Source organism: Actinacidiphila acidipaludis (assembly GCF_019890725.1).
Lineage (GTDB): Bacteria > Actinomycetota > Actinomycetes > Streptomycetales > Streptomycetaceae > Actinacidiphila > Actinacidiphila acidipaludis.
The window spans coordinates 1-21,555 of the sequence record NZ_JAINZZ010000080.1 but is presented as its reverse complement, the minus strand read 5'-3'; the positions used below and the strand labels follow the sequence as shown (position 1 = coordinate 21,555).

Annotated in this window: 20 protein-coding genes; 10 read left to right on the top strand and 10 right to left on the bottom strand. The window is 73.0% G+C overall.

The genetic code is table 11. The annotated features are described in order from the left end of the window. Window positions 1-76 precede the first annotated feature (76 nt). Window positions 77-934: a lysozyme gene (locus K7862_RS34165; RefSeq protein WP_222969134.1), complete on the bottom strand. Its 858-nt coding sequence runs from the start codon at window positions 932-934 to the stop codon at window positions 77-79. Between the two features lie 202 nt (window positions 935-1,136). Here K7862_RS34165 and K7862_RS34160 point away from each other — a divergent pair, with 202 nt between their 5' ends. Beyond that, window positions 1,137-1,604 carry a MarR family winged helix-turn-helix transcriptional regulator gene (locus tag K7862_RS34160; RefSeq protein WP_222969133.1) on the top strand — a complete coding sequence of 156 codons (468 nt, stop codon included), beginning with the start codon at window positions 1,137-1,139 and terminating at the stop codon, window positions 1,602-1,604. A 36-nt stretch (window positions 1,605-1,640) separates the two neighbouring features. Here the strand turns inward: K7862_RS34160 and K7862_RS34155 are convergent, their stop codons facing one another. Further along, entirely contained in the window at window positions 1,641-2,411 is a 771-nt protein-coding gene (locus K7862_RS34155) for a hypothetical protein (protein ID WP_222969131.1), read from the bottom strand. 366 nt (window positions 2,412-2,777) lie between these two features. Between K7862_RS34155 and K7862_RS34150 the strand changes: the two genes are divergently transcribed. From K7862_RS34150 to K7862_RS34135, 4 genes are all read left to right on the top strand, one after another. Further along, window positions 2,778-5,555, top strand: a complete 2,778-nt coding sequence (locus K7862_RS34150; RefSeq protein WP_222969129.1) for a sensor histidine kinase — start codon at window positions 2,778-2,780, stop codon at window positions 5,553-5,555. Window positions 5,556-5,899: 344 nt separating this feature from the next. After that, the gene (locus K7862_RS34145) at window positions 5,900-6,340 is read left to right on the top strand and encodes a roadblock/LC7 domain-containing protein (protein ID WP_262414232.1); all 441 of its coding nucleotides are present in this window, start codon (window positions 5,900-5,902) and stop codon (window positions 6,338-6,340) included. Continuing rightward, the gene (locus tag K7862_RS34140) at window positions 6,340-6,732 is read left to right on the top strand and encodes a DUF742 domain-containing protein (RefSeq protein ID WP_222969127.1); all 393 of its coding nucleotides are present in this window, start codon (window positions 6,340-6,342) and stop codon (window positions 6,730-6,732) included. The genes K7862_RS34145 and K7862_RS34140 overlap by 1 nt, the downstream gene beginning before the upstream one ends. After that, window positions 6,713-7,321, top strand: coding sequence for a GTP-binding protein (locus K7862_RS34135; protein WP_222969125.1), 609 nt, complete (start codon window positions 6,713-6,715; stop codon window positions 7,319-7,321). The genes K7862_RS34140 and K7862_RS34135 overlap by 20 nt, the downstream gene beginning before the upstream one ends. 46 nt (window positions 7,322-7,367) lie before the next feature. Here the strand turns inward: K7862_RS34135 and K7862_RS34130 are convergent, their stop codons facing one another. Beyond that, complete coding sequence (locus K7862_RS34130) at window positions 7,368-8,600, bottom strand: C40 family peptidase (protein WP_222969123.1); 1,233 nt, start codon at window positions 8,598-8,600, stop codon at window positions 7,368-7,370. 264 nt (window positions 8,601-8,864) lie between these two features. Here K7862_RS34130 and K7862_RS34125 point away from each other — a divergent pair, with 264 nt between their 5' ends. Next, the gene (locus K7862_RS34125) at window positions 8,865-9,713 is read left to right on the top strand and encodes an SDR family NAD(P)-dependent oxidoreductase (protein ID WP_308012340.1); all 849 of its coding nucleotides are present in this window, start codon (window positions 8,865-8,867) and stop codon (window positions 9,711-9,713) included. Here K7862_RS34125 and K7862_RS34120 read toward each other — a convergent pair. The 4 genes from K7862_RS34120 to K7862_RS34105 form a co-directional block, all read right to left on the bottom strand. Then, window positions 9,682-10,080 carry a hypothetical protein gene (locus tag K7862_RS34120; RefSeq protein ID WP_222969121.1) on the bottom strand — a complete coding sequence of 133 codons (399 nt, stop codon included), beginning with the start codon at window positions 10,078-10,080 and terminating at the stop codon, window positions 9,682-9,684. The two genes, K7862_RS34125 and K7862_RS34120, sit on opposite strands and share 32 nt — an antisense overlap. Then, entirely contained in the window at window positions 10,080-11,237 is a 1,158-nt protein-coding gene (locus K7862_RS34115) for an ImmA/IrrE family metallo-endopeptidase (RefSeq protein WP_222969119.1), read from the bottom strand. The genes K7862_RS34120 and K7862_RS34115 overlap by 1 nt, the downstream gene beginning before the upstream one ends. A gap of 183 nt (window positions 11,238-11,420) precedes the next feature. Then, window positions 11,421-13,040: a chitinase gene (locus K7862_RS34110; protein ID WP_222969117.1), complete on the bottom strand. Its 1,620-nt coding sequence runs from the start codon at window positions 13,038-13,040 to the stop codon at window positions 11,421-11,423. Window positions 13,041-13,176: 136 nt separating this feature from the next. Continuing rightward, window positions 13,177-13,416: a DUF8847 domain-containing protein gene (locus K7862_RS34105; RefSeq protein WP_222969115.1), complete on the bottom strand. Its 240-nt coding sequence runs from the start codon at window positions 13,414-13,416 to the stop codon at window positions 13,177-13,179. Between the two features lie 40 nt (window positions 13,417-13,456). Between K7862_RS34105 and K7862_RS34100 the strand changes: the two genes are divergently transcribed. Next, window positions 13,457-14,179, top strand: coding sequence for a TetR/AcrR family transcriptional regulator (locus tag K7862_RS34100; protein ID WP_222969113.1), 723 nt, complete (start codon window positions 13,457-13,459; stop codon window positions 14,177-14,179). A 59-nt stretch (window positions 14,180-14,238) separates the two neighbouring features. Here the strand turns inward: K7862_RS34100 and K7862_RS34095 are convergent, their stop codons facing one another. Beyond that, window positions 14,239-15,132 (bottom strand): AurF N-oxygenase family protein, encoded by an 894-nt coding sequence (locus K7862_RS34095; RefSeq protein ID WP_222969111.1) that lies wholly within the window; start codon window positions 15,130-15,132, stop codon window positions 14,239-14,241. 109 nt (window positions 15,133-15,241) lie between these two features. On the opposite strand from K7862_RS34095, the gene K7862_RS34090 reads away from it, so the two are divergent. From K7862_RS34090 to K7862_RS34080, 3 genes are all read left to right on the top strand, one after another. Next, entirely contained in the window at window positions 15,242-16,384 is a 1,143-nt protein-coding gene (locus K7862_RS34090) for a ferritin-like domain-containing protein (protein ID WP_222969109.1), read from the top strand. A 57-nt stretch (window positions 16,385-16,441) separates the two neighbouring features. Further along, entirely contained in the window at window positions 16,442-17,626 is a 1,185-nt protein-coding gene (locus K7862_RS34085) for a CapA family protein (protein ID WP_222969107.1), read from the top strand. Between the two features lie 198 nt (window positions 17,627-17,824). Continuing rightward, window positions 17,825-18,679 (top strand): polysaccharide deacetylase family protein, encoded by an 855-nt coding sequence (locus K7862_RS34080; RefSeq protein ID WP_222969105.1) that lies wholly within the window; start codon window positions 17,825-17,827, stop codon window positions 18,677-18,679. Here K7862_RS34080 and K7862_RS34075 read toward each other — a convergent pair. Then, entirely contained in the window at window positions 18,657-20,153 is a 1,497-nt protein-coding gene (locus K7862_RS34075; protein ID WP_222969103.1) for a penicillin-binding transpeptidase domain-containing protein, read from the bottom strand. The genes K7862_RS34080 and K7862_RS34075 overlap by 23 nt on opposite strands. Continuing rightward, window positions 20,150-21,555: FtsW/RodA/SpoVE family cell cycle protein (locus tag K7862_RS34070; protein WP_262414228.1), on the bottom strand; the 1,406-nt coding region annotated here is incomplete at its 5' end. The genes K7862_RS34075 and K7862_RS34070, both read right to left, overlap by 4 nt.

Below are 21,555 nucleotides of genomic sequence, written 5' to 3'. Positions count from 1 at the left end.
TGCCCCCGGGGGGTGCTGCGGGAAGTCCCCGCGCCGGGTGGGCGGACCCGGGCGCGGGGGAAGGCGGCGGAAGACCTCAGCCGAGGGCGAGAGCCTTGAGGCGGGTCGTGTCACCGTTGAAGTAGTCCTGGTCACCGGGGAAGACCCCGGAATCCGCGTGCTGCCAGAACGTGTAGTACCCGTACCCCGCCGGAAGCGTCCCCGCGCTGCTCGCGTACTTGGCGATCCAGAACGGGCTGGTCGCGGCGAACCCGCCGTTGTTGCCCGTGCAGGTCGACCACCAGTCGTACGTCGAGTAGATCACCGGGTACACGCCTTCACGGGCGTTGTACTCGTTGGCGAACGCGTGGATCCAGCTCACCATGCTCGCCTGGCTCAGGCCGTAGCAGGTCGCGCCGTACGGGTTGTACTCGATGTCCAGCGCGCCCGGAAGCGTCTTGCCGTCGGCCGACCAGCCGCCGCCGTGCGCGATGAAGTAGTCCGCCTGCGTGGCGCCGCCGGACGTGTCGGGCGTCGCGAAGTGGTACGAGCCGCGGATCATGCCGACGTTGTACGAACCGTTGTACTGCTGCGCGAAGTACGGGTTCGTGTACGTCGTGCTCTCGGTGGCCTTGACGTAGGCGAACCGGGCGCCGTTGGCCCAGGCCGTCGACCAGGCGACGTTGCCCTGGTAGCCGGAGACGTCCATGCCGGGCGTCTGCGTCACCATCGGGGTGACGACGCCGGGAGCCGAGCCGGCGCCTTCGTGGGCGCGGACGGTGGAGCCCATCCAGTCCAGTTCGGGGTGGGAGACGTGGCCCTTGCCCGCCGCGTGCGCGGTGCCGGGCGCGCCCATCACCAGGGCGAGCAGGGCGACGAAGAGACCGGCCAGCACGGTGAGCCTGGTCCGGGCCGAGCCTGTGCGGTGTACGACGGAGAGACCTCCGTGGGACATGCTGCCTCCAGGGTGGGGTGGCACTGGGGGTGACTCGGCATGACCTTTGAATTGGTCATGACAGGCAGACGGTAAGGGTGCGCCTCCGGGCCTGGAAAGAGCCCCTGAAACCGCCTTTGGTCTACGCCTGCGAAATACTTGACGTGCTGCGGGAACCGCCCTGTATGAAAGAAACTTTCCTTGTGTTGAAAGCGGGAACACTGTGAGCGAAGCGACCGGCACGGCACGGGACTGCACGACGGACGCACTGGAACGGGAGATCACCGTTCTGCTGCGCCGCGCCCGCGCCGCCTCCGGGGAGCTGGCCCGTGCGGTGCATCCGGACCTGGAGTCGTCCGCCTACGGGCTGCTCGTGCGGCTGGTCGAGGCGGAGCCGGAGCGGGCCACCGACCTCGCGGCGTACTTCGGGGTGGGCAAGGCGACGATGAGCCGCCAGCTGCGGGCGCTGGAGGACCTGGGCCTGGTGGCCCGGGAGCCCGACCCGGCGGACGGCCGCGCGTTCCTGGTGCGGCTCACCGACGAGGGCCGGGAGCGGTTCTCGCGGGTGCGCAGCGCCCGCCGGGAGCGCTACCTGAACCAGATGGCCGCCTGGGACCGTGCGGAGATCGCCGAGCTCGCCCGCCTGCTGCACAAGCTCAACGAACTGCAGCTCGGCGACAGCACCTCCTAGCGGGGCCGCAGTCGCCCCCGGGACCCGCCGCCCGCGCTACAGCTCGACCAGCACCGCCGTCGCGTCGTCGTACGGCTTGCCCCGGGGGAAGGCCTCGCCCGCCGGGTCGGCGTCCTCCAGGGCCCGCACCCGGGTGAGCAGCGCCTCGGGACCGGCCTTGCGCAACAGGGCGAACGTCGCCGCCCAGTCGTCAACGCCGAACCTCTCCACCGCCCGCGCCGCGCCGTCGGTCAGCGCCGCCAGGGCCCGCACCGAGGACCGCGGTGTCCGCCCGGTGACCGCGCGGGCCGTCACGGCCGGGTCGGCGGCCGCCGTGAAGAAGCCGCCCTCCAGGTTCCGCAGCGGCGCCACCCGCACGCCCGCGGCCCGCAGCCGGTCGATCCGGTCGTCCAGGACCGGGCGCAGCGTGCCGTCGGCCGACTCGACCAGCAGCACGGAGTCCGAGAGGACCAGGTGCTCGACCGACTCGGCGTCCCAGCGCACCGCGACCACCGTGGCCTGGGGGGTGAGCGGGTGAGAAAGATCACAGGTGCCCCGATGGGCGTCCGCCGTGCGGGAGATCGCGGCCGACAGACAGGCGGCCAGGCTCATCTCCCGCCGGGAAACCGACAGTTCGAGCAGCGCGCCGCCGAGCCGGGCGGTGAACCAGGGCACCGAGTGGACGCAGCCGCCGTTGTCCGGCGGCGGGGTCACGCCGTCCAGCAGGACCAGGGCGCCGCCCGAGCCCGAGGCCGGCAGGGCCACCGACACGAAGTCCTCGTTGGGTACGTGGCCGGTGCCCGGCAGGCTCGCCGTCTCGATGCGCATGGGGCAAGTGTGCAGGACCGCCGCGGATCCCCGGCGGGCCGCCCGGCGCAGGCGCGGGCAGGCATCCTGCCAAAGGCCGGCGCTGTCCGCCGATGTTCGCCGCTGTCCGCCGGGGAGGCCGCGCAGCCCGCGGAACCAAGCATTCCGCAGGGGCTTGTCGGTCAACTCGCCCGTGCGATTCACTCGTTCGAGTGTCCGGGGGAGGGACGCCTGGCCCGGCTCCCGTCAAGACTGCAAGGGTCGGAGGGACTTCTGCATATTCCCGGGGGACAACCGGCCACCCCGGGTCCGGGCGATACGTGATTGCGAGCACCTCCATTGCGAGAACGACGTCACCCGCGCCGTGAGCGGCGGGTCAAGCAACGCATGCTCGCCGCGCTGCTGCTGTGTGCGGCCACCGTGCTCGCCGCCGCGACCCCTGGGGTCGCCCTGGCCGTCGGTGACCTGTCCGACGCGCGTCAGCGCGCCGATGCGGCCGGGCTCGCCACCCGCGCCACCGTCCTCGCCCAGACGCTCGCCGACGAGCGGGACACCCTCGCGGTGTTCGCCGCCGCCGGCCGGCCCACCACGCACGGCCCCGGTCTGTCCGACGACGACCGGAACCGTGCCGACCGTCAGGTCCGCGCCGTCGCCCCGGACGCCCCGGCCGCGCTGCGGACCGCCCTGGCCGGGCTGCCCGCGGTGCGCGGTGCCGCGCTGACCGGGCGCGGCGGCCCGCAGTCCGTCGTCACCGCCTACCAGCCGATCGTCGACGCCCTGGGCCAGGTCACCGGGCCGGTCACCGCGCCCCTGGGCCGGGCCGTGGACGCCGCCTCCGCCGAACGCGCGCTGCTCGTGTCCGCGCTGACCGGGAGCGGCCCCCAGCGGTCGCTGACCATCGCCGCGCAGGCCGCCCGGATCCAGGAGCGGGCCGCCGTCGCCGAGTTCCGCGCCGTCGCGACGGCCGCCGAACGCGCCGGCTACGACCGGACCGTCACCGGCCCCGACGCCGACCGGGCCGAGCACGACCTGACCGTCCTGCTCGCCGGCGCGGAACTCACCCCGCAGGGACGCGCCCTGGGCGCCGCCGCCGTCGACTCGGCGCTCTCCGCCCGGCTGAGCCTCATGCGCCAAGCCGAGGCGACCGCCGCGAGCGACGAGGCGCGCGCCGCCGCCGCCCACCGCGGTCACCAGGTCGCCGTGCTCGAACTGCGCATCGCCCTGGCCCTGTTGTGCCTGCTGCTGGTCGTCGGGGTGCTGACCAACCTCTTCCGCAGCGTCACCCGCCCGCTGTCCGCGCTGGACCGCTGGGCGCGCTCGGACGCCGGCGGCGGCCAGGGCGCGGAGGCGGTCGGCAACGACGAGTTCGCGGCGATCGCCCGCCGCGTCAACGTCCTCACCCAGGAGGCGCAGGCCCTGCGCACCCGCTCCCAGGAACTCGCCGCCGCCGGAAAGGCGGCCGCCGAGACCGGCACCGCCCTCGCCGCGGAACGCGCGGGCCTGCTGCGCACCCAGGAGGACCTGCTGCGCAGCCGGGAGGAACTGGCCGGCCAGCTCCGGGCGGCCACCGCGCACAGCGCCGCCCAGGTCACCTTCGTCAACCTGTCGTTGCGCACCCTCGGCCTGGTCGAGCGCCAACTGACGGTCATCGAGGGACTGGAGGAGCAGGAGCAGGACCCGGACCGCCTGGACGGCCTGTTCAAACTCGACCATCTCGCCACCCGGATGCGCCGCAACAGCGAGAACCTGCTGGTGCTCACCGGCACCGAGCACGCGCACGGCGCGACGGCCCGCCCGGTCGCGCTGGTCGACGTCGCCCGCGCCGCGGTCTCCGAGATCGAACGGTACGAGCGGGTGCGCGTCGAGAGCGTTCCGGACGCCCTGGTGGCCGGCCGCGCCGCCGACGACATCGGCCACCTGATCGCCGAACTCCTCGACAACGCCACGTCGTTCTCCGACCCCGACGCCGAAGTCCAGATCTCCGGCTGGCTGATGGAGACCGGCGAGGTCATGCTGTCGGTGTCCGACAGCGGCATCGGCATCCCGTCCGCGCGGCTGGACCAGGTCAACGAACTGCTGGCCGACGCCGTCCCGCCGCCGCCCGGACCGACCTCGGGCATGGGCCTGTACGTGGTGGCCCGCCTGGCCCACCGGCACGGTGTGCGCGTGCAGTTGAGGCCGCACGCGATGGCCGGGACGGTCGCCGTCGTGGTCCTGCCGCAGCTTCTGCTGCCCTCCCTGGACCCGCAGGCGCCCCCCGTGACGCCCGGCCTCCCCCTGGCCCCGGAGGGCGGCACGGACGGCCTGACGACGCCGCTCCCGCCCGCACCGGCCGCCGACGTGCCCGCGGGCCCGGCCGCTCCCGCCGGGCCACTGGTCCCCGGCCCGCGGGCCGCGGAGCCGGGCCGTGAGCACGAGCGCGCCCCGCACGAGCCGTACGCCGGCCGCTCCGACCCCCCGGCGCCGTCTCCGGAGCCCGCCGCGCCCGGCCCGGTGCCGCCCGCGCCCGCGACGGCCGAACCCGCGTCCGGCGCGTCCGGATCCGTCGCGCCCGGCCCGGTGCCGTTCGTCTCCCTCTCGGCCGAACTCACCACAGCCGCACCGGAGTCGACGGCGCCCGCAGCCACCGCGCCGGCCGATGACCCCGCGGCCGGACTTCCGCCGCTGCCCACGCGGCGTCGGCCGGGCGCCGCGGTTCCGGCGACTCCCGCCGCCGCGAACTCCGGGCCGACGGACGTCCCCACCGTCCCGGAGCCCGTCCCCGCCACAGCCCCGGCCGCCCCCGGACCGGACGCGGCCCCCGCGGCCCTCACGCCCCGCACCACTGCACCTACCACTGCCCCCACAACGGCCCCCGCCACCGCTTCCAGCTCCGGTCCCGCCCGGTCCGTGACCGCCAAGGGGCTTCCCCAGCGGGTCCCGCGCGGCACCGCCATGGCCGACGAGGCCGGCGTCCGCGCGGCCGCCGCGCCACGGGGTCCGGTGGACGCCGACCGCCTGCGCCGTCGCCTCGGCGGCCTGCAGCAAGGACTGCAGGCCGGCCGCCGGGAGGCCGAGCGTGAGGGCGGCAATGTCACAGAGCCGGGCGCCGGCCCGTCGCATGGCCACAGGGCCCCGGAGCAGGACCTGGCGAACCCCGCAGCAACCGAGGAGGCGACCCGTTGAACGCGGTCCGCACGCACAGCAGCACCGGGCTCGGCACCTCTCCGAGCGAGGTCAAGGAGCCCGAGCAGGTCCCCGCTTCCGAGCAGGTCCCGGCTTCCGAGCAGGTCCCGGACGCCGGGCAGGCTCCCGGGGCCGGTCAGATTCCGGGTCCTGGCCATCTCCCGGCCTCCGAGCAGATCGCGGGCTCCGAACAGGTCCCTGGTTCCGAGGAGGTCCCGGCCCCGGAGGAGATCCCGGCCCCGGAGCCGACGGCGAGTCACGGGCAGGTCGCGGCTGCCGAGCAGGCCCCCGTCGACCCGCCGGTTCCGTCCGCCGCCGGCGCCCTCAGCAGCGAGGCCCGCAACCTGCAGTGGCTGCTGCGGAACTTCATCGACGAGGTGCCGGGCGTCCGTTCGGTCGCCGTCGTCTCCTCCGACGGTCTGCCGCTGCTGAGTTCGGAGCCGGGACAGGCGGCCGCCGCCCCCGGCGAGGGTGAGCTGCCGGCGCGGCCGTCCGGATCCCGGATGGACCTCGCCGCGGTGGTCTCCGGTCTCTCCTCGCTGACCGATGGCGCGGCCCGGCTGATGGACGCCGGCCGGGTGCGGCAGACGACCGTCGCGATGGACGACGGCATGCTCGTGGTGATGGCGGTCAGCGACGGCTCGCTGCTGGGTGTCCACGCGGCCGCCGACTCCGACATCGCCGTCGTGGCGTACCACATGGCGCTGTTCGTGGGCCGGGCCGGCCACGCCCTGACCCCGGCGCTGCGCGGCGAGTTGAGCCGGGCCATGGAGCGTGGCCGTTGATGACCGGCCTTCCGCACCGCCAGGCCGACCGCAGAACCTCGCGGGTGCGCCCCTACGCGCTGACCGGCGGCCGGACCAGGTCCGGGCACCTGCTGCTCGTCGAGACGTTCGTGGCTACCATCGACGCTCCGGGCGAACAGCCGGTCCTGACCAGGGGCGGCTGGGCCGAGCGGGTCATGCCGGAGCTGAGCGCGATCGTCGAACTGTGCCGAAGAATGCGGTCGGTTGCGGAGATCTCCGCCCTGCTGCGGATTCCGCTCGGGGTCGTCCGGGTCTTGATCAGCGACTTGGCGGACCAGGGAAGAATCCGCGTGTACGGCACCGGGCACGAGTCCGGCAGCCCCGACCGCGCACTGCTCGAAAGGGTGCTCAGTGGACTTCGCAGGCTTTGACCGGCAGGAGGGCCTGCAGGAGTGGCAGACCGAGCGCGACTCCGCGCCGGTCTCCACCAAGATCGTCGTCGCGGGTGGTTTCGGCGTGGGCAAGACCACGTTCGTCGGTGCCGTGTCGGAGATCACGCCGCTGACCACCGAGGCGGTCATGACGCAGGCCAGCGAGGCGCTGGACGACCTGGGCTCCACCCCCGACAAGACGACGACCACCGTCGCCATGGACTTCGGCCGGATCACGCTCGAACGCGACCTGGTGCTCTATGTGTTCGGCACACCGGGCCAGCAGCGGTTCTGGTTCATGTGGGACGACCTGGTGCGCGGCGCGATCGGGGCGGTCGTCCTCGCGGACACGCGCCGGCTGGCCGACTGCTTCCCCGCGCTGGACTACTTCGAGGGCACGGGTCTGCCCTACACCGTCGCGGTGAACCAGTTCGAGGGGACCGCGGAGTACACCGCCGACGACGTCCGTCAGGCGCTGGCGGTGCCGACGCACATCCCGGTGATGATCATCGACGCCCGCCGGCGGCACTCCGTGGTCGACGCCCTGCTGGCGCTGGTCACTCATGCGATGAACGAGCAGCCCCTGTAGGCGCGTACGAGGCCTGTCGCGCCCCTTCGGGGTTTGCCCGGACGGCTCAGTGCTTGCTCGGCGGGGGCGGGGTCAGGCCGATCGGGGTGGGGGCCTCGGCCCGGGCGGGGACGGTGCGGGGGGTGTAGTGCTGGACGGGCATCTGGCCCAGGTCGGGGCGGACGGCACCGAGGATCGGGTTCGCGGCGATCGGTGAGACCTTGACCACCGAACCGGGCCGCGGCGCCTGGATCACCATCCCGTCGCCGATGTACAGGGCCACATGGGTGGCGCCCGAGAAGTAGATCACCAGGTCGCCTGGGCGCAGCAGGTCGAGCGGCACGTGCGGAAGCAGCGCCCACTGCTGCTGACTGGTACGCGGGATGGTCCTGCCGGCGTGGTCCCACGCCTGGGAGGTCAGCCCCGAGCAGTCGAAGCTGGCCGGGCCCTGCGCACCCCACTGGTAGGGCTTGCCGAGCTGCTGGAAGGCGAAGCCGATGGCCCGGTCGCCGGCCTTCGAGGGCGCCCGCAGGCCGGGGTGGTCGCCCAGCGCCTTGGAGTCGAGGAAGTCCTGCTGCGCCTGGTTGTCGCCGCGCTGCTCCAGCGTCTGCAGCTCGCTGAGCTGGGCGCCGGTCAGGCCCGCGAGCGTCGCCTCGACCTGGTGCAGGTCCGACTCCACCTGGGTCTTCTTCTTGGCCTGCGCGTCCTGTGCCCGCTGGGCCAGGTCCAGGGCGTGCTGGGCCTGTGTGTTGAGGTCGGTGAGCCGGGCCTCGCCGTCGGTCAGGTCGCCGAGCACGGCGCGCTGGCGGCCCGCCGCGCGGTCGATGACGTGCTTGCGCCCGAAGAAGTCCTGCGGGGTCTCCCCGGTGAGCATCGACAGGTACGGGGAGACCCCGCCGTCCTGGTACATCTGCCGGGCCATCAGGCCGATCTCGGCCCGGCTCGCGGCCACTTCGACCTTCTGGTCGGCGAGCTGCCGGTCGATGGTCTCGGCCTTCTTCCGCTGCTGGTCGGCGAGCTGCTTGGCCTGGTTGTACGACTCGGTGGCCGACTCGGTCCGCAGATAGAGCGACTGGAGCTGGGAGAGCATCTGGGGCAGGGAGACGGTGGAGGTGGCGGACGGCGCCTCCGGGTCGTACGGCTGCGCGGCGGCCGGGCAGGCGGCGGGCAGCGCGAGCGCCGCGGCGGCGAGCAGCGTGCCGCCGAGGGCGACCGCGCGCAGACGGGCCCGGCGGCTCCCCGTGCGGGCCCATCCCGTCGTCGCCTCGGTGCACCCGGTGGTCGGTCGGGTCACTGACATCCCCTCATCTCCGTACCGGCGAGTAACGGACGTGCGGTCAGGATGATGTCATGGTTGGTCATTTTTGTGACAGAGGCGCTGGGCGATTCTGCCCAACATGGTCACCTCGGGGGATGACGTCACCCCGCCGGGCGGGCGAAGCGGCGGCGCGGCGTGCGGGCGTCGCCACCACCGTCGCCACCGCGTCGCCGGCGACCGATGAGTTTTGGGCGGCTGCCGGGTCATAGGGAGAACCATGTCCTGACACCGCCTCGGAGGCTCCCGATGAACACCTCTCCCGACACGTCCGCCATGCCCGGTGCCGCCGCTGGTCCGGCCGCCTCCGGCGAGGGGCTGCTGGCCGGCCGGACCGCGGTGGTCTACGGCGGTGGCGGCAGCATCGGCGCGGCGGTCGGCCTGGAGTTCGCCCGTCAGGGTGCCCGGGTGTTCCTCGCGGGCCGGACCGAGGGCCCGCTGGAGGAGGCGGCCGCGGCGATCACGGCGGCCGGCGGCCGGGCGGAGGCCACGGTCCTGGACGCCCTCGACGAGCAGGCCGTCGAGGACCATCTCGCCCGGGTCGTCGCCGAGACCGGCCGGGTGGACGTCTCGTTCAACCTCACCACCCGCGGGGACGTCCAGGGCGTGCCGCTGCTGGCGATGACCCCGGACGACCTGCTGCGGGCGGTCGACCACGGCCTGCGCAGCAACTTCCTGACCGCGCGGGCCGCCGCCCGCCGGATGAGCGAGCAGGGCTCCGGCGTGATCCTGCACCTCAACTCCGGTTCCGCGCAGGGCGCGATGCCCGGCATGGGCAGCACCGGGCCGGCCGACGCCGCCGTGGAGACCTTCATGCGCTACCTGGCCGCGGAGACGGGTGCCGCGGGCGTCCGGGTGTGCGGGATGTGGACGGCGGGCGTCGCCGAGACGCTGACCAAGGAGAAGCTCGCGACGGTGGCGGGCGCCGCGGCGCCCGACCCGGAGGCCGTGCTGGCCGGCATCGCGTCGATGTCCGCGATGCACCGCACGCCGAGGCTGGCGGACGTCACCGGCACCGCGGTGTTCCTGGCGTCGGACCTCGCGAGCGGGCTGACCGGCACGGTCGTCAACGTGACCGCGGGCCTGGTCCTGCGCTGAGGTCCTCCGGCACGGCCGTCCGGTCGGCCTCGGCCGCGTCGCGTTCGTCCTCGACGAGCCCTTCGAGTCCTTCGGCGCTGCCGTCGGACGCGCCGTGCCGTCCCCGTGCGCGGATCACCAGCCGGCCCGCCGCGCTCCGTACCGCGTCGGCCACGACGTTCGACGCGACGTTGACGCCGATGGACACGAGGACGGTGACCACGATGGACAGGCCGAACCCGTGTCCCTCCTCGCGTTCGAGCAGACGGACGGTCACGCCCGCGTACGGCCCGGAGCCGAGCCAGGTGTCGCCGTCGGCGAACAGTAGGTGGGCATCGGTGCCTTCCAGTTCCAGTTCGAGCCGCACGGTGGTGGCCGACTGATCCATTACTCAGCCCTTCGGTCGTGTGTGGGGCGCGCGAGCGTTCCGAACTCGGCGCAGATGTCCTTGCTGTACTCCCGGATCCGTTCCGGCCCCGCCTCCCGCAGGAAGTGCTTCGCCACCATCGCGGCGTTGCCGACCGCCGCGTCGAAGTACGCCGCGTTCGGGTCGCCGACGGTGGGGTGCAGGAAGGCGAGGGGCCTGCACTGGATGTCCTCCTGGATCCAGTCGACCGGATGGGAGTTGATGACCTGTCCCACCGATCGCTCGATCGCCAGAAGCCGGAAGTACCACCGGAGGGCGGGACGAACCCCGTCGGGCGTGAACCCTGTCCGGTCGAACGCCAGCAGCACACGGTAGGCGAACGCGTCCGCCTCGGCTTCGAGCCGGGGTGATCCCAGGGGGTGGTCGCCGTGCAGCAGGACGTGGGCGTACTCGTGGGCGAGCACGAACGTCGTCTGCATCGCCGTCCACAGGGACGCCAGGCGGAACGACTCCGCGTCCCAGGCGCGGGGACACGGGAGGCGGGAGAGGTCGATGTCGCGGTAGACCGACACGAGGAACGCCAGCAGCGGGAGCGTGAATCCTTCGGAGTTCCTGAGCATCGCCCGGATCGTGGCGAGCTTTCCCGTGTCCTTCGGATCCGCGGCACGCATCGCGTGGTTCCAGGACGTCCAGAACCAGACGTTCAGCGACCGGAGATGGGCGCGCGTCACCGCCGAGACGAGGATCTCCCTGCTCCGCGGCCGGGACCGGGCGTAGATGCGCTGGTCCCATGTCACCGTGATGCGAACGTCGTCCACGGCGGGATGGTCCGGTCTGAGGATGTCCTTGATGCCGGCGTCCGTGGCCTCCAGCCAGTCCGGGACCGGTAGCGCGCCGTCGTCGCGCACATAGTGTGCGGCAAGGTCGAGACACCTCCGGCTGCCGTCCATGAACGCCGCCACGTCCTCGTCGTCGGCCGCGACGGTGAGAACGAAGTTGCCGCGCAGGAGGTAGTGCAGCAGGTGGATCCGCCGGCGCTCGGCCGCCGTGAACGCCGTGGCCGCGTACGGCGGAACGTCCGGCGAAGCCCAGGGGCCCAGGAGTTCGAGATGGCTGTCCCCGTCGATGAGGACCCCCGCGGAAGGAGGGGGGTCCGGTGACGCGTCCGGGTCGGCCATAGGGGACATGGTGCCCGGCGCCACCGCGGAGGCGCAGCGGGATGCCGAACCCGGGGCCGATCCGCGCGACGACCGCCCCGGGCCGCTCCCGGTGGTGACGGCCCCGGCAGGCGTACGGCCTGGCCACCGCCCTCGGGGACCAGGCCGTACGCGTTCACGGGGACAAGCTGACCGGCAAGCAGCTCAGCCGAAGTAGCTGTGGAAGTTGGTGCTGAACTCCCAGTTGCTGTACTTGTCCCAGTTGACGGACCACGTCATCAGGCCGCGCAGGGCGGGCCAGGTGCCGTGCGTGGTGTAGCCGCCGCAGTTCGTCTTCTTGGTCAGGCAGTCGAGGGCCTGGTCGACCTGTGCGGGGGCGGTGTAGCCGTTGCCGGCGTTGACGGAGGCGGGCAGGCCGATGCCGACCTGCGAGGGCGCCAGGGCCGGGAACATGTTGGCGGTGTTGCCGGCCACCGGGAAGCCGGTGAGCAGCATGTCCGTCATGGCGATGTGGAAGTCCGCGCCGCCCATCGTGTGGTACTGGTTGTCGAGGCCCATGATCGGCCCGGAGTTGTAGTCCTGGACGTGCAGCAGCGTCAGGTCGTTGCGCAGGGCGTAGATCACCGGCAGGTACGCGCCGCACCGCGGGTCCTGCCCGCCGAACGGCCCCGAGCCGTAGAACTGGTAGCCCATCTGCACGAAGAACGTCTCCGGCGCCATCGTCAGCACGAACCCGCTGCCGTACTTCGCCTTGAGCGACTTCAGCGCGGAGATCAGGTTGACGATCACCGGTGTCGTCGGGTTCTTGAAGTCGGTGTCCCCGGTGTTCAGCGACAGCGAGTGGCCCTCGAAGTCGATGTCGATGCCGTCCAGGCCCCACGTGTCGATGATGCCGCTCACCGAGGAGACGAACGCGTCGCGCGCCGCCGTGGTCGTCAGCTGCACCTCGCCGTTGGCGCCGCCGATGGACAGCAGCACCTTCTTGCCGGCCGCCTGCTTCGCCTTGATCGCGGCCTTGAAGTCGGCGTCGGACTCCACCGACGGGCACTCGCTGACCGAGCACCGGTTGAAGTGGATGCTGCCCGAGGTGGGCGAGTCCGTCTCGCCGAAGGCCAGGTCGATGATGTCCCAACTGCTGGGCACATCGGCCAGTTTGGTGTACCCGGAGCCGTTGGCGAACGTCTCGTGCAGGTAGCCGACGAGCGCGTGCGTGGGCAGTCCGCCACCGGGGGGCGGGGAGGTCGGCGGCGTCGTCGGGGGAGTGGTGGGGGGAGTCGTCGGCGGTGTGGTGGGCGGGGTCGTCGGCGGCGTCGTGGTGCCGCTGCCCGGGCCCTGGAGCGAGATGTCGTCGGCGTAGTACGCCGGCTGCCCGTACCAGCCGTGCACGAACACCGAGGCGGTGGTCTGGCTCGCGCCGGTGGTGAACGACACGCTCAGCGGCGCGTAGGCGCCACCGGTGCCGGGCGTCCAGGTGCTGGTGCCGCCGTCCACCCCGATGTAGACGTAACTGCCGTTCACCTGGGCGGACAGCGTGTACGTGGTGTTGGGCGCGACCGTGACGGTCTGCTTGCACTGGCCGGTGGCGCTGGAGGAGGGGGCGCCCTGGAGCGCGTAGGTGCCGGTGTGCGCGTGGCCGGTGACCGCGGCGGACCCGGCGTCGCAGGTCCAGCCGGAGAGGCCGCCGGACTCGAACCCGCCGTTCGTCAGGAACTCACCGGCGCTGGCGGTCGGTGCGAGCGCGACGAGGCCGCCGACCGCGACCGCGCCCGCGAGGGCCGCGGTCGCCGCGACGACCGATCGTCTGCGCAGGGCAGAGGTGAGCATGGGGGGATGCTCCTTCGGGGAGAGGGCGCATGAGCATGTCACCGCGCAGCAAACAGGTCCAGACCAATCGTGTCAATGGTCCGGACCAACACCGCGTTCCCCGCGGGTGAATTCCCGGTCTCCCCGGTACGCGGCCTCAGCCGCGCCTGCTCCAGGGCCACTTGGGCCCCGGCGGCGGCTTGCCCTCCGGGTCGAAGACGAAGACCCAGCGGGTGCGGTGGGTGCCGCGCTTCCCCGGCTCACGGTGGTAGACCAGGGTGGTCTCGCCGACCGGCACCTTGTACACCCGCGGCGGCTGCCCCGTCATCCCCACCAGCACCTCCAGGACGCGCCCGTCCAGCGGGCCGCCCAGGAACTCGGTCTCCTCGTGTCGCACGGGCCCACTGTCGCACGCGCCGGGCGGATACGCTGCGCGCATGGGCAGCGAGGCGCCGGCGTACCGGAGGATGAGCGTCGAGGCACGCCGCAGGCAGCTCCTGGCCGCGGCCGTGGACCTCTTCGGCCACCGGCGCCCCGAGGACGTGTCGGTCGACGACGTGGCCGCCGCCGCGGGCGTCTCCCGGCCGCTGGTCTACCGCTACTTCCCGGGCGGCAAGCAGCAGTTGTACGAGGCCGCCGTGCTCGGCGCCGCCGAGGAGCTGATCGGGCGGTTCGCGGTGCCCAGCGAGGGGCCGCCCACCCAGCGCCTGGCATCGGCCCTGGACCGCTATCTGGCGTACGTGGACGAGCACGACGCGGCGTACGGCGCCCTGCTGCGCGGCGGCAGCGTCGCCGAGACCAGCCGCACGGACGCGATCGTCGACGACGTGCGGCGCCGGGCCGCGGAGCAGGTGCTGCACCACCTCGGGGTGGCCTCGGCCGGGCCGCGGCTGGCGATGATGGTCCGCTCGTGGATCGCCTCGGTGGAGGCGGTCTCGCTGATCTGGCTGGACGAGGGCAAGCAGCCGCCGGTGAGCGAGCTGCGGGACTGGCTGGTCGACCAGTTCACCGGGCTGCTGCTGGTGACCGCGTCCACCGACCCCGAGGCGGCCGAGGCCGCCGCCCGCGCCCTGGAACTGGAGACCCCGGACAGCCCGGCCGGATCGCTCGCCCGCCGCCTGGTGCCGCTCGCCCCGATGGTGGCCCCGCTCTTCGAGTGACGGGGGCGGCGGCCGTCGGCCCGGCCCCCGCCCCTGCCCCTGTCGCTGCCCCGCACCCGTCAGCCCAGCAGTCCCGACGCCTGCCAGAGCCGCCTGCTCGGGCCGCGGAACATCCCGATCTCCTCGAAGAAGTCCATCAGCCGCTTCGCCGACTGCCGCATGACGTCCTTGCGGTGCGCGCTGTCGCGCGCCTCCGCCGCCGCCCGCTCAGGGTCGAGCCCGACGGCCGCGTAGACCTGCGGGCTGATCAGCGAGCGGGCGATGACCCGTGCCGCCTGGCCGCCGGAGGTGCGGGTGAACGCCACCTCCCAGCGGGGTGCCGTCGCCATCTGGCGGCGCAGCTCCTCCCGGGCGTAACGGATGTGCCGGGCCTCCTCGACCACGTGGATGCGCGTCACCCCGCGGACGAACGGCTGGATCCGCTCGTCCGGGAAGGTCAGCCGCTGCATCCAGTCGAGGATCTCCTCGGCCAGCAGCGTCCCGGTGAACGAGCCCGGCGTGGTGGACACGGTCTTGATCACGCGGCCGAGGGTGTGGTCGAGCCGGCTGGGCCGGTAGGTGGGCGTGCCCATCTTCGTCACGGCGCGGGCGAACATCTTGCTGTGCCGGCACTCGTCGGCGATCTCGGTGAGCGCGTAACGCACGTGCGCCGACGTGGGCTCGAGGTCGTAGGTGTGCCGCAGCAGGAGCTGCATGAGGATCGTCTCGAACCACACGCCGACCGCGCACAGCGACGCCGCCTCGTGCCGGCTCAGCTCGATCCGCTGCTCCTGCGACATCGTGCGCCACAGCGGTGTGTCGTAGAGCGAGACCAGCTCGGGCGGCCAGAACCAGGTGCCCTCCTCGAAGGGCGCCTCCCAGTCCAGCTCGGTGTCGGGGTCGAAGGAGTGCTTGGCGGAGGCGGCGAGCAGCCGCTCCGCGGTCCTCTCGCGGTCGATCAGGGTGGCGTCCATGCGCGAACGAGCCTCCGGTGCATGAGGGTTACCAGCGGTACCCGTCTTATGAGACTCTGTGTCAACAAGGCCGTCAAGCCCTCGCGCAGCAAGTGATGGGAGCCTGCACATGTCGACCGAAGGCCTCTACACGCACCGGCCCGCCGAATGGAGCTGGCAGGTGCCGGCCCAGGGCTCGGCCCGCTTCTCCTGGGAGTACGACGACGGCCGCGACCGGCTGCTGGCCCTGTACCAGAAGGGCAAGGACAAGCAGTGGGACGCCGTCCGCCGCATCGACTGGGACCTGGAGGTCGACCCCTGCGACCCGCTCGGCACACCCGACGAGGCCACCACGCTCTACGGCACGCACTACTGGGACGCGATGAGCGAGCGCGACCGCGGGCTGCTGCGGCAGCACTACGCCGCCTGGCAGTTCAGCCAGTTCCTGCACGGCGAGCAGGGCGCGATGGTGTGCGCGGCGCGGATCGTGGAGTCGGCCCCCGACCTCGACGCGAAGTTCTACTCGGCGACGCAGACGATGGACGAGGCCCGGCACGCGGAGGTGTACGGCCGGTTCCTGCGGGACAAGATCGGGATGCTCTACCCGATCAACGACAGCCTGCAGAGCCTGCTCGGCGACACCCTGCGCGACTCCCGCTGGGACATGCCCTACCTGGGCATGCAGGTGCTCATCGAGGGCCTGGCGCTGGCGGCGTTCGGCATGATCCGCGACACCACGACGAAGCCGCTGCCCCAGCAGATCCTCGCCTATGTGATGCAGGACGAGGCCCGGCACGTGGCGTTCGGGCGGATGGCGCTGCGCGACTACTACAAGGAGCTCACCGACGCGGAACTGCGCGAGCGCGAGGAGTTCGTGATCGAGGGCTGCTACCTCATGCGCGACCGGCTGCGCGGTCTGGAGGTGCTGGAGAACTTCGGCATCCCGGCGGCGGACGCGGCCGAACTGACCGAGAAGTCCGAATTCCTGCACCTGTTCCGGAAGTTGCTGTTCAGCCGGATCGTGCCCTGCGTGAAGGACATCGGACTGTGGGGGCCGCGGCTGCAGAAGGCCTACCTCGACATGGGCGTCTTCGACCTCGGCGACTCCAACCTCGACCTGCTGATGGCCCAGGACGAGGAGCTGGCCGAGCAGTTGGACGCCCGGCGCTTCGCGGCCGAGGAGACCGCGAGGGTGGCCGAGGTGACGGACGCCATAGCCCTGGGGGAGACCCTGGCCCCGGGGGAGTCCGGGCCGTGCGAACCGACGGGGTGATCCGCGCATTCCGGGACCCCGGGAAGATCACGGACAGACCGATCGTACGCTTGTCCGATGAACGAGGGACCGCGATCGCGCCGGGCCGCGCGCCGGGCGCGGCAGCGCCGCCGCCGCAGGAACACCGCACTGGGCCTGACCGCCGGGCTGCTGGCCGTCGCCGGCGCCGTCTACCTGGTGGCAGGGCGCGGCGGCGGCCCGGCCGACACCGCCGACGCGGCCCCCTCGCACGGCGCCGCGGTCCCCGCCGGGACGGCCGCCCCGGCGGGAGCACCCGCCGGCGGCGCGACGCCCACGCACCGCAGCGAGCCGCCCGGCACGATCACCCTGGCGTTCGCCGGTGACGTCCACTTCACCGAGCGCACCGCGGCCCGGCTCGACGTCGACCCCGCCCTCGGGCCGATGACGACGGTGCTGTCCGCCGCCGACTTCTCCATGGTCAACCTGGAGTCGGCGATCACCGACCGGGGCGTGCCGCAGCCGAAGAAGTACCACTTCAGGACCTCGCCGCAGGCCCTGGACGCGCTGCGGCGCTCCGGCGTCGACGCGGTGACCATGGCCAACAACCACTCGGTGGACTACGGCGCCCAGGGCCTGGCCGACAGCATCGACGCCAAGCACCACGCGCCGATACCCGTCGTCGGCATCGGCGCCGACGAGACCGAGGCGTACCGGCCGTACGTCACGACCGTCAACGGCGTGCGGCTCGCGGTGGTCGCCGCCAGCCAGGTGTACGACATCACCAACGAGAACTGGCGGGCCGGCCCCGGCAAGCCGGGCATCGCCTCGGCCCTCGACCGGCCCCGGCTGCTGAAGGCGGTCAGGGACGCCCGCGCGCAGGCCGACGTGGTCGTGGTCTACCTGCACTGGGGCACCGAGGGGCAGAGCTGCCCGGGACCCGAGCAGAAGTCCATCGCCGCCGACCTGTCCGCGGCGGGCGCCACCGCCGTCGTCGGCACCCACGCGCACGTGATGCTCGGCTCGGGGATGCTCGGCCACACCTATGTCGCCTACGGATTCGGCAACTTCCTCTGGTACGGCTCCTCGCCGTACCCGCACTCCGACGAGACCGGTGTGACCACTCTCACCATCACGCACGGCCGGGTCGCCAAGGCCGTGTTCAGCCCCGCCGTCGTCGATGGTCAGGGCGTGCCGCAGCCACGGTCCGGGACCGCGGGACAGGCCGTGACCGACCGCTGGGCGGGGCTGCGCGCGTGCACCGGTCTCACCGCCGCGCCGTAGGATCTCCTCAGCACCTCCCGGGAGTTGCCGGCGCCGCGCGTACGCATGCGTCCGGATTCTGTAACGGCCGGTCCGCTCGCCTCCGAGCGCGGAACCGTACCCGGGGGCGGGGCATCTTTCGTTGCGCGGCCCGGCGCAGGAACTCCACTGCGACGGCGGGCCCAAGGACCAGAGCAGGCGGGGACGGGGAATCACACCATGACTGAACGGCGCGGAACACCGGCACGCTTCGGGTCGGCATCGCAGTGGACGGCCGTCGCGGCGGCGGTCGTCGTGGTGGTCATCGCGGCGGTGACCTCCGCGTGGGTGGCGCCCGGCGGCCGGAGCTCGGACGGTCACGCGGCCGCCCTGAGCCTGCCCGGCGGACAGCCGGCCAAGCCGGGCGGCACGTCCACCGGGTCCACCGGGGCGGCCGGTTCGGCCCACCGCCCGGCCCACTCCGTGGCCGCCGTGCCGGACTCGATCCAGCACCAGCCCGAGATACCGGGGGCCGTCAACATCACCATCGACGACGGCCCCGACCCCGTGTGGACCCCCAAGGTCCTGGAGGTGCTCAGGAAGCACCACGTGCACGCCACCTTCTGCATGATCGGCCCGCAGGCCGCCGCCCACCCGGCGCTGGTCAAGCAGGTCGTCGCCGAGGGCCACCGGCTGTGCGACCACACCGTGCACCACGACACCACCATGGACCACAAGCCGTTCGCGTACCAGAAGACCGAGATCATGGACGCGCTGCGGATGATCGAGACCGCCTCCGGGGGCGCCCGCGTGTACTACTACCGCGCCCCCGGCGGCGCGTTCACCCCCGCCAGCCGGGCCCTGGCCGCCCAGCAGGGCATGCGCCCGCTCGGCTGGAACGTCGACACCAAGGACTTCGACCGCCCCGGCGTCCCGGCCATCGTCGACACCGTCAAGGGCGAGATCCACAACGGCCCGACGATCCTGTTCCACGACGGCGGCGGCCAGCGCGCCCAGACCGTCGCGGCCCTGGACCAGACGCTGACCTGGCTCAAGGGGCAGGGCTACGCGTTCAGTTTCCCGAAGGTGGGCTGAACTCCCCGGTCGGCTGCGGCGACGACAGCACCGCCTGCATCACCGCGCGGGCGATCGGCGCCGCGTTGCCGCCGCCGGAGATGTCCGCCCGCCGGGCCTCGGCGTCCTCCACCACCACGGCCACCGCGACCGCCGCGTGCTCGGCGCTCGCCGGCCGGGCGTAGCTGATGAACCAGGCGTACGGCGTACCGGTGTTGCCCACCCCGTGCTGGGCGGTGCCGGTCTTGCCGCCGACCACCACACCCGGGATCGCCGCGTTGCCGCCCGTGCCGTGGGTGACCACGGCCTCCATGAGCTGCTGCAGCTGACCGGCGGTCCGGGCGCTGACCGCCTGGTGGAGCAGTGAGGGGTGCTGCGAGACGACGGTGAGCCCGTTGTGGTTCGTGACCCGGTCCACCAGGTAGGGCCGCATCAGCCGGCCGCCGTTGCCGACCGCGGCCGCCACCATCGCCATCTGCAGCGGTGTCGCCGTGGTGTCGAACTGCCCGATCGACGACAGTGCCACCTGGTCCGGGCCCATGGTGGTGTCCATGGTGCTCTTGGCCACGCCGGCCGGGATCCGCAGCCCGGTGTCGTTGAAGCCGAACAGCTGGGCCTGGTCCACCACCCCGTGCGGGCCGAGGTCGGTGCCGAGTTTGGCGAACACCGTGTTGCAGGAGATCCGGAACGCGTCGTACACGCTGGCGTCCTCGCAGCCGTCGGACTCGTTCGTCAGGTCCACCAGGGTGCCCTGCAGGCGGTACGGGTCCGGGGAGTCCGTCGGCGCGTTCACGTCCCGCACCAGGCCCTGCTGCAGCGCCGCCGCCGCGGTGACCACCTTGAACGTCGAACCGGGCGGGTACGTCTGGCGGATCGCCCGGTCCAGCATGGGCTGCGCGGGATCGTCGTTGAGCCGGGACCACGCCGCGTTCACCGCCGGACCGGTGCCGGACAGCAGGCCGGGGTCGTACGAGGGCGAGGAGACCAGGGCCAGGATCCGGCCGGTGACCGGGTCGATCGCGGCGACCGCGCCGCGGCGCCCGGCCAGGCCGTCGAACGCGGCGCGCTGCGCCGCCTGGTCGATGGTGGTGTGCACGTCGCCGCCGCGCTGCCGCGCCCGGGTCAGCTCGTCCCACAGCGGGGTCGAGGCGAGGGCGGAACTGGTGCCCGACAGCAGGCCGTCCTCGGTTCCCTCCAGCAGGGTCGTACCGTAGGTCTGCGAGGCGAAGCCGGTCACCGGCGCGTACAGCGGCCCCTCGCGGTACGTCCGCTCGTACCGGAGTCTTCCGCCGGTGGCGCGGGACCCGGTGACCCGCTCGGCCCCGACCAGGATGTCGCCGCGAGGCTGGAGGTAACGCCCCAGCGCGATGCGGTGGTTGGCCGGATTGCCGTTGAACCTCCCGGCCTCCACCACCTGCACGCGGGCGGTGTTGGCCAGGACGGCGGCCAGCAGCAGGACGCAGAAGACGGCGGCGTGGCGCACGCAGCGGTTCACTCGGCGGCCCCCTTCTCAGCCCCCTCGCCGGCCCGCTGGGCGGCGCCCCCCGAGTGCTCGGCCGCCCCGTCCGCGGCGCCGGCCGGTCCCGCGGGCTCCGGCCGCCGGGCGTGGTCGCTGATCCGGATCAGCACGGCCACGATGATCCAGTTGGTGACCACCGACGAACCGCCCTGCGCCAGGAAGGGCATCGCCATCCCGGTCAGCGGGATGAGGTCCATCACCCCGCCGGCGATCACGAACACCTGCAGGGCCAGGATCGACGCGAGCCCGGTGGCCAGCAGCCGCCCGAAGGGGTCGCGCACCCCGAGTCCGGCCCGGAAACCCCGGTCGACCAGCAGCGCGTACAGCAGGAACAGCGCGCACAGCCCGGCCAGCCCCAGCTCCTCACCGGCGGTGGCCAGCACGAAGTCCGACTTCGCGGCGAACCCGATCAGATAGGAGTAGCCCTGGCCCAAGCCGGTGCCCAGCACCCCTCCGTCGGCGAACGCGAAGAGCGACTGGGCGAGCTGGCTGGGCCCGATCCCGGCGTCGATCGTCCGGAACGGGTGCAGCCAGTCCTCCACCCGGGTGTGCACGTGCGGCTCCAGGCGGCCCGCCGCGAGCGCCCCCACCGAGGCCAGCAGCAGGCCCACCGCGATCCAGCCGGTGCGGGCGGTCGCCACGTAGAGCATCACCACGAACAGGCAGAAGAAGAGCAGCGAGGTGCCCAGGTCCCGCTCGACGACCAGCACGCCCACGCTCATCAGCCAGATCGCCAGCACCGGGCCCAGCACACGGCCGGTCGGAAGCTGCAGCCGCCGCAGCACCCGGCGGCCGGTGTACGCCAGCGCCGCGCGGTTCGCCGACAGGTACCCGGCGAAGAACACCGCCAGCAGCACCTTCGCGAACTCGCCGGGCTGGATGGAGAATCCGGCGAACCGCACCCAGATCTTCGCACCGTTCACCGCCGGGAAGGCGATCGGCAGGATCAGCAGCGCCAGCGCGAGCGTGACGCTGACGTACGCGTACCGGGCGAGCAGCCGGTGGTCGCGCAGCAGCACCACCACGATGATGAACAGCGCCACCCCGGTCGCCGACCAGACGAGCTGCGCGGGCGCGGCCTTCGGGCCCAGCACCGGCTCCAGGTCCAGCCGGTAGATCAGCACCAGGCCCATCCCGTTGAGCAGCACCGCGATGGGCAGCAGCAGCGGGTCGGCGTACCTGGCGCAGACGCGCACCGCCAGATGGGCGAGCAGCGCCAGGCCGGCCAGCCCGGCGCCGTAGCCGAGCGTGCCGGGCGGCACGGCGCCGTTCGCGGCCAGGCCGACCTCGGCGTAGCCGTACATGGAGACCACCACGGCGGCCACGATCAGCGACAGTTCGACCCCGCGGCGGGCGGGCCGCGGCGGGGCCGGCGGGG

Bases quoted from the DNA above. Each gene is read 5' to 3' on its own strand.
- K7862_RS34150 (WP_222969129.1), top strand. From the start codon at position 2,778: ATGCTCGCCGCGCTGCTGCTGTGTGCGGCCACCGTGCTCGCCGCCGCG.
- K7862_RS34090 (WP_222969109.1), top strand. From the start codon at position 15,242: ATGTCGACCGAAGGCCTCTACACGCACCGGCCCGCCGAATGGAGCTGG.
- K7862_RS34085 (WP_222969107.1), top strand. From the start codon at position 16,442: ATGAACGAGGGACCGCGATCGCGCCGGGCCGCGCGCCGGGCGCGGCAG.
- K7862_RS34130 (WP_222969123.1), bottom strand. From the start codon at position 8,600: ATGTCAGTGACCCGACCGACCACCGGGTGCACCGAGGCGACGACGGGA.
- K7862_RS34120 (WP_222969121.1), bottom strand. From the start codon at position 10,080: ATGGATCAGTCGGCCACCACCGTGCGGCTCGAACTGGAACTGGAAGGC.
- K7862_RS34165 (WP_222969134.1), bottom strand. From the start codon at position 934: ATGTCCCACGGAGGTCTCTCCGTCGTACACCGCACAGGCTCGGCCCGG.
- K7862_RS34110 (WP_222969117.1), bottom strand. From the start codon at position 13,040: ATGCTCACCTCTGCCCTGCGCAGACGATCGGTCGTCGCGGCGACCGCG.
- K7862_RS34125 (WP_308012340.1), top strand. From the start codon at position 8,865: ATGAACACCTCTCCCGACACGTCCGCCATGCCCGGTGCCGCCGCTGGT.
- K7862_RS34095 (WP_222969111.1), bottom strand. From the start codon at position 15,132: ATGGACGCCACCCTGATCGACCGCGAGAGGACCGCGGAGCGGCTGCTC.
- K7862_RS34100 (WP_222969113.1), top strand. From the start codon at position 13,457: ATGGGCAGCGAGGCGCCGGCGTACCGGAGGATGAGCGTCGAGGCACGC.
- K7862_RS34140 (WP_222969127.1), top strand. From the start codon at position 6,340: ATGACCGGCCTTCCGCACCGCCAGGCCGACCGCAGAACCTCGCGGGTG.
- K7862_RS34115 (WP_222969119.1), bottom strand. From the start codon at position 11,237: ATGGCCGACCCGGACGCGTCACCGGACCCCCCTCCTTCCGCGGGGGTC.
- K7862_RS34155 (WP_222969131.1), bottom strand. From the start codon at position 2,411: ATGCGCATCGAGACGGCGAGCCTGCCGGGCACCGGCCACGTACCCAAC.
- K7862_RS34080 (WP_222969105.1), top strand. From the start codon at position 17,825: ATGACTGAACGGCGCGGAACACCGGCACGCTTCGGGTCGGCATCGCAG.